This window comes from Caulobacter sp. AP07 (assembly GCF_000281955.1).
Lineage (GTDB): Bacteria > Pseudomonadota > Alphaproteobacteria > Caulobacterales > Caulobacteraceae > Caulobacter.
Map to the genome: position 1 here is coordinate 1 of NZ_AKKF01000302.1, position 10886 is coordinate 10886.

Sequence of the window (10886 nt, forward strand, 5' to 3'; positions counted from 1 at the left end):
CATCTACGATACACAGGGACCCCTGGTTCAGCCCGCACGTGAAATGCAATGGCGCGCTGGCGCGCCACACCTGCGCACCTGCGGCGGACAGAGGGGTTCCGGGCACAAGGCCCGGAATGACGGTTGAAAGAGGTAAGGTGATGCGGCCGGAAGGGCCCTAAACCCCCGCCTCCGCGAACGTCGCCTTCCGGGGACCCATGTAGCCGAACAGCCAGGCGGCCACCTTGCGCATCTGGATCTCCTCGCTGCCCTCGGTGATCCGGTAGCGGCGGTGGTGGCGGTAGATGTGCTCGAACGGCTTGTGGCGCGAATAGCCCAGGCCGCCGTGCACCTGCATGGCCCGGTCGGCGGCCTCGCAGACCAGGCGGTTGGACCAGTAGTTGCACATCGACACCTTGTCGGAGAGCCGCTTCTCGACCTCCGGCTTGGTCATCTGGTCCATCTCCCAGGCGGTCTTGCGGATCAGCAGGCGCAGCATCTCGGCCTGGGTCGACAGCTCGACCAGCGGGAACTGGATGGCCTGGTTCTCGGCCAGCGGCTTGCCGAACGGCTTGCGCGCGCGCGCGTACTTGATGCTCTCTTCTATGCAGAAGGTCGCCGCCCCCAGGCTGGAGGCGGCTTGGCGGATGCGGTTCTCGTGCACGAAGTGCTGGGCCAGGGCCAGGCCGCCGCCCTCGGGCCCGAACATCGCCGCGTCCGGAACCCAGACCCTGGTGAAGCTGACCCGCGGGTGGTCGGTCGGCATGTTGAAGGTCCAGAGGTACTCCTCGATCTTCACGCCGGGCGCGTGGGCGGGGACCAGGAAGCAGGTGATGCCCTTGGCCGAGCCGTCCTCGCCGCTGGTGCGGGCGAACAGGGCGCAGTGGGTGGCGGCGTGCATGCCGGTGGTCCACATCTTCTCGCCGTCGATCCGCCAGCCGTCCTGGCCGTTGTGCGTCTCGCGCACCGCCCGGGTCTCCATGAAGGTGGCGTCCGAGCCGTGCTCGGGTTCGGTGAGGCCGAAGGTTGGGCGAAAGGCGTGGCGGTCCAGCATGTCGGGGATCAGGTGCTGCTGGTCGGGCCGGCCGAAGTCGCGGATCATCAGCACGAAGGGATTGTTGCCGACGATCGAGTGCTCGTTCTGCAGGTCGTTGAACAGGCCCAGGCCCTTGGCCGCCAGGTGCTCGCGGATCACCGCCATCCACAGGTTGGAGCCGTCCTGGCCGCCATAGGCGCGGGGCAGGGCGAAGCGGTAGTGGCCGGCGGCGTCGGCGATCCCCCGCGCCTTGCCCAGCAGTTCCTCCCACTCGCGGCGCGGCAGGCCGCCGCCGTCCCAGTCGGTGCGGGCCCATTCGCGGCGGTGGTCGAAGAAGCGCTCGTTGTCGTGCTGCGCCTGCAGCGGCGCGATCTTCTCGGCGATGAAGGCGTCGAGCGTCGCCAGATAGGCCGTCAGCTCCGGCGGCAGGTTGAAATCCATGGCCGCGCCTCCCTGGCCGCCCCCGTTTCGGGGCTCTATGGGCCGAGTATGACCTGTGACGATCCGTCGCCAAGTCTGACGTGACGGAACGTCGATCCTTAACCGAACCAACAGCTTTGCCGTCCTAGAGTGCGGCCATGATCATGATGGTCGCCTGCGCCGTGCTGGGAGCCGCGCTTGGTCTCTACGCCAAGCCGCGATGGCTGGGCGTGGCCATCGCCCTGTTCCTGGCGGGGGCCGTCGAGGGCGGCCAACTGCTGGTCATCCAGTTGATCGCCCACCAGCCCAATCGCGAACGGCTGATCGAACACCTGCAGACGATCTTCGGCGCGGGCGTGCTCGGCGCCGTCGGACCGCTGGCGGCGGCCCTGATCGGCGGCGGACTGGCGGCGATCATGGGCAAGGCCATGGACGGCGACGGTCCCGACCACGCCGTCAACACCGACGCCATTCGCCGCAAGGTCGGCAAGAACGGCCGCTATGCCCGAATGGAAGGCATGGTCGAGGAGCGCCGGATCCACGCCCGGGCCGAGAGCCGCATCGACAAGATACTCGACCTCTAGTCGCGTTCGACACTTGGCGCGGCGGGGATCGTCCCGCTAGGTTCCCCTGCGTGGTGTTGACCCAGGGGGGCGTATGACCGAGGCGAGAACGAGCAACCGGCGGGCCGTGCTGGCGGCGCTGGGCGGCCTGGGCGCGACCAGCCTGGCCGGATGCGTCTCGGCCGGCGGCGCCCGGCCGCTGGTCACCGCCAAGGCGCCCGGCTTCGTCGTGCCGCCGCTGGCCCCGCTGCGCATGAGCGCCGACCGCATCACCAAGATCACCGTCTGCCTGCGCCCGTTCCGCGCCGCGGGACCCCGCCTCGACGTCGAAACCGTCGGCGACAAGCGCGTGGTCCACAACTACGGCCACGGCGGCAGCGGCTGGTCGCTGTCCTGGGGCTCCAGCACCATCGCGGCCGGCAAGGCGCTGGAGGGCGGCACCAAGGAGGTGGCGGTGATCGGCTGCGGCGCCCTGGGCCTGACCTCGGCCCTGCTGCTGCAGCGGGCCGGCGCCAAGGTGACGATCTACGCCAAGGAGCGCACGCCCCAGACCCGCTCGTTCCGCGCCACCGGCACCTGGTCGCCGGACTCCCGCGTCGCCGACGCCGACAAGGTCGCGCCCGGCTTCCCGGCCCTGTGGGAGGAAATGGCCCGCACCTCCTACGCCACCTACCAGACCCTGCTGGGCCTGCCCGGCGAGCCGGTGTCGTGGAGCGACCGCTACACCCTGCTCGAAGGCGCCGCGACCAGCCCCCGGGGACCGCGCCCGCCCGGGTCGGTGCATTTCGCCGAATATGGCGAGCGGCTGCGCGACATCGTGCCGGGCTTCCACGACCTCGCGGCCGGCCAGCACCCGTTCCCGGTCGACCGCGTGCGGCACGGCACGTCGATGCAGTTCAACGTCACCGACCTGGCCCATCAGCTGACCAACGACTTCCTGCTGGAGGGCGGCAGGATCGAGACCATGACCTTCGACACCCCGGCCGACCTGGCGCGGCTGAAGCAGCCGGTGGTGGTCAACTGCACCGGCTATGGCGCGCGGGCCCTGTGGAAGGACGAGACCATCACCCCGGTCCGCGGCCAGATCGCCTGGCTGGCCCCGCAGCCGGAGGTCCGCTACGGCGTCTTCTATCGCCACGTCTCGGTGCTGCCCCGGCCCGACGGCATTGTCGTGCAACAGGTGGGCGACAGCGACATGTGGGGCTACGGCGTCGCCGACGAGCGCCCGGACCGGGCCGAGGCCGAGGCGGCGGTGGCCACGATCGCCGGGTTGTTCGGGACAGCGCCCGCCGGCACGTAGAGCCAACGGCTTTCGAGTTCGGGGTCCCGGGCGCAAGGCCTGGGATGACGAGCTACTATAAGGTGCGCCTGTCGGTGAGACGGGCCCGTCTCATTAAAAAATGCTCACGCGAAACAAATTCGCTTGCGCAATTCCTGAACACTGATATCTAAGCAGTGCTTAGTTCGGATCCGAAGCGCCGGTGGGGATACCGGCGCCGCAATCCCCGGGGCCGGGCGACCAGTACAGCTTTTCGCCGATCATCGATCATTCCACAACTCCCCCGTTTTGCTGGAGGGCTCATCATGAAGCTCCGCACCCTGGCGGCTTGCGCCGCCCTGTCCGTATCCATGTTCGCCGGCGCCGCCCTGGCCGACGGCCGCATCGCCGCCGCGCTGGAAAGCCCCGTCGCCGCCAAGACCAAGATCGTCGCCGGCGGCGCCGTGTTCGTCTGCGAAGGCGCCGAGTGCGTCTCGACCGCCGCCCCCTCGCGGGCCATGACCTCCGCCGCCTGCAAGGCGCTGGCCAAGGAAGTCGGCCGCGTGTCGGCTTTCGGCGGCGAAACCAAGTCGCTGGACGCCGACGACCTGACCCGCTGCAACGGCGCGGCCAAGGCCGTGGCCGCCAAATAGGGTCTACCCCAGTAACCGGACGCGTTGGGGCGCCCTCGCCCCGTCCGGCTGTTTCCTCGAGCATTCGCCTGATGGGGCGGCGGGCCGGTCCCGCCGCCCTTTTTCTTTGGCCCCCTTCATCTGCCGAAAGCTTGGGCCTAAGGGACTGACCATGACCGCTTCGACCGCTTCCCTGCTTGAAACCGCCCTGCGCGACATCGCCGGCCCGGCTGCCCTGCCGACCTCGATCACCATCGACTACGGCGCCCTGGCCCACGAGGACGCGCTGGGCGCCCCGGCCGCCCGGGCCTGGGTCGAGCGCTCGACCCGCAGCCTGGTTTTCGCCCAGGCCGAGGTCCGCGCCGCCGACGGCGCCCTGGTCGCCGCCGCCTCGGCGGTGTTCCGTAGGGTCACTCCTATTTAGGCGAACCGCTTTTACGAAACCCCGGCCACCCTTACGTGGCGGCCTTGGTTGCGACTGCGAAGGGCCCGTGTTATCAGGCGCGCGGCTTCGGACAGGGCAGCGCGTCAGCGCCGGCCGTCCATGCGCTTTTCTAGAGCGCGCTCAAGCCTTTAAGCCGGGATGGGGGTTAATCTTCTCGTTCGCGGCGATTGCAAACGCACCGGGCGGAACAAGTGGCGGACGAAACCAAGGCGACGGATGCGGGTCAGCGCTATGCGCAGTCCCTGTTCGAACTGACGATCGAGAGCAAGCAGCTGACCCAGGTCGAGGCCGACCTGAAATCGCTGCGCGCGATGGTGGCCGGCAGCTCCGACCTGCGCCGCCTGATCGAAAGCCCGGCCTTCTCGGCCGAGGACAAGGCCAAGGGCCTGACCGCCGTCGCCGCCAAGGCCCAGTTCCAGCTGCTGACCGCCAAGTTCCTGGGCCTGGTGGCCAGCAACGGCCGGGCCGGCGATCTGATGGGGGCCATCAGCGCCTTCGTCGAACTGTCGGCCGTCCATCGCGGCGTCGTCACCGCCGAGGTGGTGACCGCCAGCGCCCTGACCGCCGCCCAGCTGAAGGGCGTCTCCGCCGCCGTCAGCACGGCCCTGGGCAAGACCCCCGAAATCTCGACCCGCGTCGATCCGTCCATCCTGGGCGGCATCAAGGTGCGTGTCGGTTCCCGCCTGTTCGACGCTTCGCTCCGTTCGAAGCTCGATTCCCTGAAATTCGCCCTGAAGCGCGCCTAAACCTCTATAAGCGCGTCAAAAGATAAAAATCGCAGAGAGCCCAAGACAGCCATGGACATCCGCGCCGCCGAAATCTCGGCCATCCTCAAGTCGCAGATCGCCAATTTCGGCGAGGAAGCCGCCGTTTCGGACGTCGGCCAAGTGCTGTCCGTCGGTGACGGCATCGCCCGCATCTACGGTCTGGACAACGTCCAGGCCGGCGAAATGGTCGAGTTCCCGAAGGCCGGCGTGAAGGGCATGGCCCTGAACCTCGAGCGCGACAACGTCGGTTGCGTGATCTTCGGCCAGGACCAGGCCATCAAGGAAGGCGACGAAGTCCGTCGCCTCGGCGAGATCGTCGACGTGCCGGTCGGCCGTGGCCTGCTGGGCCGCGTCGTCAACCCGCTGGGCGAGCCGATCGACGGCAAGGGCCCGATCGTCTCGACCGAGCGTCGCCGCGTCGACGTCAAGGCCCCGGGCATCATCCCGCGCAAGTCGGTGCACGAGCCCGTGCAGACCGGCCTGAAGTCGATCGACACCCTGATCCCGGTCGGCCGTGGCCAGCGCGAGCTGATCATCGGTGACCGCCAGACCGGCAAGACCGCCGTCGCCATCGACACCATCCTGAACCAGAAGGCCGCCAACGCCGGCAAGGACGAGAGCGCCAAGCTCTACTGCGTCTATGTCGCCATCGGCCAGAAGCGTTCGACCGTCGCCCAGATCGTCAAGACGCTCGAAGAGCACGGCGCCCTGGAATACACCATCGTCGTCGTGGCCTCGGCCTCGGAGCCGGCCCCGCTGCAGTACCTGGCCCCGTTCTCGGGCTGCGCCATGGGCGAGTGGTTCCGCGACAACGGCCTGCACGGCCTGATCATCTATGACGACCTTTCCAAGCAGGCCGTCGCCTATCGCCAGATGTCGCTGCTGCTGCGCCGTCCGCCGGGCCGCGAAGCCTATCCGGGCGACGTGTTCTACCTGCACTCCCGCCTGCTGGAACGCGCCGCCAAGCTGAACGAAGACAACGGCTCGGGCTCGCTGACCGCTCTGCCGATCATCGAAACCCAGGCCAACGACGTCTCGGCCTACATCCCGACCAACGTGATCTCGATCACCGACGGCCAGATCTTCCTGGAAACCGACCTGTTCTACCAGGGCATCCGCCCGGCCGTGAACGTCGGCATCTCGGTGTCGCGCGTCGGCTCGTCGGCCCAGATCAAGGCGATGAAGCAAGTCGCCGGCGCGATTAAGGGCGAACTGGCCCAGTATCGCGAAATGGCCGCCTTCGCGAAGTTCGGTTCGGACCTCGACGCCTCCACCCAGAAGCTGCTGGCCCGCGGCGAGCGCCTGACCGAGCTGCTGAAGCAGCCGCAATACGCGCCGCAAGCCGTCGAAGAGCAGGTCTGCGTGATCTACGCCGGCACCCGCGGCTACCTCGACAAGATCCCGACCTCGTCGGTCCGTCGCTTCGAAAGCGAGCTGCTGGCCCGTCTGCACAGCCAGCACAAGGATCTGCTGGACGGCATCCGCACCAAGAAGGCCCTCGACAAGGATCTGGAGAACACGCTGAAGAGCGTGCTCGACAGCTTCTCGGCGACCTTCGCCTAAAGGCGATCGATGGCTGCTCACCCCAAATCCATGGACGCATGGTCCGGCGAATTTGGCGACCGCTACACGCAACGTAGCGCCGCCAACGCCGAGGCCGTTCGCGGCCGTGCGCGGGTCTGGGGTGAGGTGATGCGGCGCATGGTCGGCGCTCCGCCGAAAAGCGTCCTGGAAGTGGGCCCCAATGTGGGCCTCAACCTCCTGGGCCTGCAGGCGGTGTCGGACATGGAGCAATGGGCGATCGAGCCCAACGCTTCGGCCCGCGCCCAGCTGCTCGAGAACGGCGTCCTGCCGGCCGAGCGGCTGTTCGAGGGTTTCGGGCACAGCATCCCGCTGGCCGACGGCGCGGTGGACATGGCCTTCACGGCCGGCGTCCTGATCCACGTCGATCCGAGCCAGCTGGAAGCGACGATGCGCGAAGTGCACCGCGTGGCTTCCAAGTACGTCTTCTGCTCCGAGTATTTTTCGCCGAAGGCCGAAACGATTACCTACCGTGGCGAACAAGATCTTCTGTTCAAGAACGATTTTGGCTCGCTCTACATGGATATGTTCCCAGATCTGCAGTTGGTCGATTACGGGTTCTTCTGGAGAAGAACGACCGTGATGGACGACAGCACCTGGTGGTTGTTTAGGAAGGTCTGATAGGCGGATGGCAAGCCTAAAGGAGATGCGCAATCGGATCTCGAGCGTCAAGGCGACGCAGAAGATCACGAAAGCGATGCAGATGGTGGCGGCCGCGAAGCTGCGCCGCAGCCAGGACGCGGCCGAGGCCGCGCGCCCCTATGCTCGGCGCCTGGCTTCGGTGATCGCCAACCTGGCCGCCGGCGTGTCCGGCGACGGCGCTCCGGCGCTGCTGGCCGGCACCGGCCGCGAGGATCGTCACCTGATCGTCGTCGCCGCCGCCGACCGCGGCCTGGCCGGCGGCTTCACCTCGTCGATCGTCCGCGCCGCGCGCGAGCGGATCGACACCCTGGTCCGCGAGGGCAAGGACGTGAAGATCGTCTGCGTCGGCAAGAAGGCGACCGCCCAGTTGCGCCGCCTCTACAGCGACCGCATCGTCGAGAACTTCGACCTGTCGGCCTATCGCCAGTTCACCCTGTCGGTGGCCCAGCCGATCGCCGACCTCGTCACCAAGCTGTACGAAGCCGGCGACGTCGACGTGGTCACCCTGTTCTACAGCCGCTTCAAGTCGGTGGTGCAGCAGATCCCGACCGCCCTGCAACTGATCCCGGCCACCGTCGAAGGCGGCGCTCCGGCGGAAGGCGCCAGCGCGGTCTACGAGTACGAGCCCTCGGAAGAGGCCATCCTCGAAACCCTGCTGCCGCGCAACCTGACGGTCCAGATCCTGTCGGCCCTGCTCGACAACATGGCCGGCTTCTACGCCAGCCAGATGACGGCGATGGACAACGCCACGCGCAACGCCGGCGACATGATCAAGCGCTACACCCTTGAATACAACCGCTCCCGTCAGGCTCAGATCACCAAGGAGCTGATCGAGATCATCTCCGGCGCCGAAGCCGTCTGATCCTGAACCCAATCATAAAACGCCCGCAGAAGACGCACGAAAGACCCTGAACGCCATGGCCAAGACCCCCGCTAAGGCTCCCGCCGCCGCTGAAAAGCCGGCCGCCGTGAAGAAGCCCGCCGCTCCCAAGGCCGCCGCCGCTCCCGCGACGGCCGCCGCCGCGACCCCCGCCGCCGCTCCGAAGGCGCCCGCCGCCAAGAAGCCGGCCGCCCCCAAGGCCGCCGCCGCCGCGACCCGGGAAGCGCCCGCCACCATCGGCGCCGCCACCGGCAAGCTGGTGCAGGTCATCGGCGCCGTCGTCGACGTCGAGTTCGAAGGCGAACTGCCGGCGATCCTCAACGCCCTGGAAACCGTCAACATCGCCTCGGGCCAGCGCCTGGTGTTCGAAGTCGCCCAGCACCTGGGCCAGAACACCGTCCGCGCCATCGCCATGGACGCCACCGAGGGCCTGGTCCGCGGCCAGGCCGTGCGCGACACCGGCGAGTCGATCCGCGTTCCGGTCGGCCCCGGCACCCTGGGCCGGATCATGAACGTCATCGGCGAGCCGATCGACGAGCAGGGCCCGATCAAGTCGGACATCTTCCGCACCATCCACCGTGACGCTCCCAGCTTCGCCGAGCAAACCAACACGGCTGAAGTCCTGGTCACGGGCATCAAGGTCATCGACCTGATGTGCCCCTACACCAAGGGCGGCAAGATCGGCCTGTTCGGCGGCGCCGGCGTCGGCAAGACCGTGACGATGCAGGAACTGATCAACAACATCGCCAAGGCTTACGGCGGTTATTCGGTTCTGGCCGGCGTGGGCGAACGCACCCGCGAAGGCAACGACCTCTATCACGAGATGATCGAGTCCAACGTCAACGTCGACCCGAAGGCCAACAACGGCTCGACCGAAGGCTCGCGTTGCGCCCTGGTCTACGGCCAGATGAACGAACCCCCGGGCGCCCGCGCCCGCGTGGCGCTGACCGGCCTGTCGATCGCGGAATACTTCCGTGACGAAGAAGGCAAGGACGTGCTGCTGTTCGTCGACAACATCTTCCGCTTCACCCAAGCCGGCGCCGAAGTGTCGGCTCTGCTGGGCCGCATCCCCTCGGCCGTGGGCTATCAGCCCACCCTGGCCACCGAGATGGGCAACCTGCAGGAGCGCATCACCTCGACCAACAAGGGTTCGATCACCTCGGTCCAGGCCATCTACGTGCCCGCCGACGACCTGACCGACCCGGCGCCCGCCGCCTCGTTCGCCCACCTGGACGCCACCACCGTTCTGTCGCGCGACATCGCCGCCCAGGCCATCTTCCCGGCCGTCGATCCGCTGGACTCGACCTCGCGGATCATGGACCCGCTGGTGATCGGCGAAGAGCACTACAACGTGGCCCGCTCGGTCCAGGAAGTCCTGCAGCAGTACAAGGCGCTGAAGGACATCATCGCCATCCTGGGCATGGACGAGCTGTCGGAAGAGGACAAGCTGACGGTCGCCCGCGCCCGCAAGATCCAGCGCTTCCTCAGCCAGCCGTTCCACGTCGCCGAGCAGTTCACCAACACGCCCGGCGCCTTCGTGGCCCTGAAGGACACCATCCGCTCGTTCAAGGGCATCGTGGACGGCGAGTACGACCACCTGCCGGAAGCCGCCTTCTACATGGTCGGCCCGATCGAAGAAGCGGTGGCCAAGGCTGAAAAGCTGGCGGGCGAAGCCTGATGACCGACGAACTGGAGCTGGTGAACTTCTGCTGCGAGGAACTCGAGGAGGCGGTGTCGTCGGACCCCGACGCCTCGCTGATCGAGCATGACAGCGGTCTGATCCTGCTCAACCTGGGTCAACGCGAAGAGGATGGCGAGACCGGCGTCGTGCTGGCCACCATCCGCTTCTGCCCGTTCTGCGGGACCGAGATCCAGACGGACGAAGACATCGAGGCGGCGCTCGGCGCCGTGGAGATCGTGGAATAATGGCCAAGCTGCACTTTTCCCTCGTCGCGCCCGAGCGCGAGCTGTTCTCGGCCGAGGTCGACCAGGTCGACGCCCCGGGCACGGAAGGCGACTTCGGCGTCCTGCCGAACCACGCCCCGTTCATGACCACCCTGCGCGAAGGCCGGGTCACGGTCCGCGACGGTTCGACCGTGCGCCTGTTCGACATCCAGGGCGGCTTCGCCGACGTGGGTCCGGACGGCTTCACCATCCTGGCCGAACACGCGGTCGAGGCGGCTTAAGGCCCTTCGGCTTTCGTATCGAACATCACGGCCCGGGCGCGCAAACGCCCGGGCCGTTTTGCGTCTGGGGGCGGACACTCCTGTACCCCTCTCTCTTAGAGAGAGGGAGGGGCCCGCCGCGAAGCGGTGGGAGGGTGAGAGGTTACACCCTCTCCGACCGGAGCACCGCCAGGATGTCGTCCGCTGTTCCACCAGGATCGGCCAGGACCTGCTCGTTGCGGAACCTCACCACGACCTATCCGAACAACTCCAGGATCTCGGTGCGACGACTGTCATAGACCTCGCGACCATCGTGGATCGGGCCATCCAGTTCCACGATCACCTTGGCCGCCTCGCAGACGAAGTCGGCGAAGTCACGGTCGATCGAGACTTGCCGCAGGAACTTGAACCTGCCCAGGCGGCGATTGCGCACGAGGGTCTAGAGCGTTTTCTCAGCCAGGGTTTGGTTGCGGCGCAGACGACGGGCGTTGGCGGTCTTGGCCATGGGCAGAGCCTGG

At 67.5% G+C, this 10886-nt stretch carries 12 protein-coding genes and 1 pseudogene; 11 read left to right on the forward strand and 2 right to left on the reverse strand.

The annotated features are described in order from the left end of the window. Positions 1-157: 157 nt before the first annotated feature. On the reverse strand, positions 158-1456 hold the full coding sequence (locus tag PMI01_RS25075) for an acyl-CoA dehydrogenase family protein (RefSeq protein WP_007676258.1): 1299 nt from the start codon (positions 1454-1456) through the stop codon (positions 158-160). A gap of 137 nt (positions 1457-1593) precedes the next feature. On the opposite strand from PMI01_RS25075, the gene PMI01_RS25080 reads away from it, so the two are divergent. From PMI01_RS25080 to PMI01_RS25130, 11 genes are all read left to right on the forward strand, one after another. Continuing rightward, complete coding sequence (locus PMI01_RS25080) at positions 1594-2019, forward strand: hypothetical protein (RefSeq protein WP_007676260.1); 426 nt, start codon at positions 1594-1596, stop codon at positions 2017-2019. 73 nt (positions 2020-2092) lie between these two features. Further along, positions 2093-3298 (forward strand): FAD-dependent oxidoreductase, encoded by a 1206-nt coding sequence (locus PMI01_RS25085; protein WP_007676262.1) that lies wholly within the window; start codon positions 2093-2095, stop codon positions 3296-3298. A gap of 284 nt (positions 3299-3582) precedes the next feature. Beyond that, complete coding sequence (locus PMI01_RS25090; protein ID WP_007676263.1) at positions 3583-3909, forward strand: CC_3452 family protein; 327 nt, start codon at positions 3583-3585, stop codon at positions 3907-3909. 151 nt (positions 3910-4060) lie between these two features. Further along, a complete protein-coding gene (locus PMI01_RS25095; protein ID WP_007676265.1) occupies positions 4061-4312 on the forward strand; it encodes a hypothetical protein in 252 nt (83 codons plus the stop codon). 212 nt (positions 4313-4524) lie between these two features. Beyond that, a complete protein-coding gene (locus PMI01_RS25100; protein WP_007676267.1) occupies positions 4525-5079 on the forward strand; it encodes a F0F1 ATP synthase subunit delta in 555 nt (184 codons plus the stop codon). Positions 5080-5130: 51 nt separating this feature from the next. After that, complete coding sequence (gene atpA / locus PMI01_RS25105; protein ID WP_007676269.1) at positions 5131-6663, forward strand: F0F1 ATP synthase subunit alpha; 1533 nt, start codon at positions 5131-5133, stop codon at positions 6661-6663. 9 nt (positions 6664-6672) lie between these two features. Then, a complete protein-coding gene (locus PMI01_RS25110) occupies positions 6673-7302 on the forward strand; it encodes a pseudaminic acid biosynthesis-associated methylase (protein ID WP_007676277.1) in 630 nt (209 codons plus the stop codon). A gap of 7 nt (positions 7303-7309) precedes the next feature. Further along, entirely contained in the window at positions 7310-8185 is an 876-nt protein-coding gene (locus PMI01_RS25115; RefSeq protein WP_007676278.1) for a F0F1 ATP synthase subunit gamma, read from the forward strand. 55 nt (positions 8186-8240) lie between these two features. After that, complete coding sequence (gene atpD / locus PMI01_RS25120; protein ID WP_007676280.1) at positions 8241-9881, forward strand: F0F1 ATP synthase subunit beta; 1641 nt, start codon at positions 8241-8243, stop codon at positions 9879-9881. Further along, complete coding sequence (locus PMI01_RS25125) at positions 9881-10129, forward strand: hypothetical protein (protein ID WP_007676282.1); 249 nt, start codon at positions 9881-9883, stop codon at positions 10127-10129. Before atpD ends, PMI01_RS25125 begins: the two co-directional genes overlap by 1 nt. Then, complete coding sequence (locus tag PMI01_RS25130) at positions 10129-10389, forward strand: ATP synthase F1 subunit epsilon (protein ID WP_007676284.1); 261 nt, start codon at positions 10129-10131, stop codon at positions 10387-10389. The genes PMI01_RS25125 and PMI01_RS25130 overlap by 1 nt, the downstream gene beginning before the upstream one ends. Before the next feature lie 142 nt (positions 10390-10531). Here PMI01_RS25130 and PMI01_RS25135 read toward each other — a convergent pair. Beyond that, positions 10532-10873 (reverse strand): annotated as a pseudogene (locus PMI01_RS25135) (DUF559 domain-containing protein). Positions 10874-10886 lie beyond the last annotated feature (13 nt).

Bases quoted from the DNA above. Each gene is read 5' to 3' on its own strand.
- PMI01_RS25075 (WP_007676258.1), bottom strand. From the start codon at position 1,456: ATGGATTTCAACCTGCCGCCGGAGCTGACGGCCTATCTGGCGACGCTC.
- PMI01_RS25080 (WP_007676260.1), top strand. From the start codon at position 1,594: ATGATCATGATGGTCGCCTGCGCCGTGCTGGGAGCCGCGCTTGGTCTC.
- PMI01_RS25085 (WP_007676262.1), top strand. From the start codon at position 2,093: ATGACCGAGGCGAGAACGAGCAACCGGCGGGCCGTGCTGGCGGCGCTG.
- PMI01_RS25090 (WP_007676263.1), top strand. From the start codon at position 3,583: ATGAAGCTCCGCACCCTGGCGGCTTGCGCCGCCCTGTCCGTATCCATG.
- PMI01_RS25095 (WP_007676265.1), top strand. From the start codon at position 4,061: ATGACCGCTTCGACCGCTTCCCTGCTTGAAACCGCCCTGCGCGACATC.
- atpA (WP_007676269.1), top strand. From the start codon at position 5,131: ATGGACATCCGCGCCGCCGAAATCTCGGCCATCCTCAAGTCGCAGATC.
- PMI01_RS25110 (WP_007676277.1), top strand. From the start codon at position 6,673: ATGGCTGCTCACCCCAAATCCATGGACGCATGGTCCGGCGAATTTGGC.
- PMI01_RS25115 (WP_007676278.1), top strand. From the start codon at position 7,310: ATGGCAAGCCTAAAGGAGATGCGCAATCGGATCTCGAGCGTCAAGGCG.
- atpD (WP_007676280.1), top strand. From the start codon at position 8,241: ATGGCCAAGACCCCCGCTAAGGCTCCCGCCGCCGCTGAAAAGCCGGCC.
- PMI01_RS25125 (WP_007676282.1), top strand. From the start codon at position 9,881: ATGACCGACGAACTGGAGCTGGTGAACTTCTGCTGCGAGGAACTCGAG.
- PMI01_RS25130 (WP_007676284.1), top strand. From the start codon at position 10,129: ATGGCCAAGCTGCACTTTTCCCTCGTCGCGCCCGAGCGCGAGCTGTTC.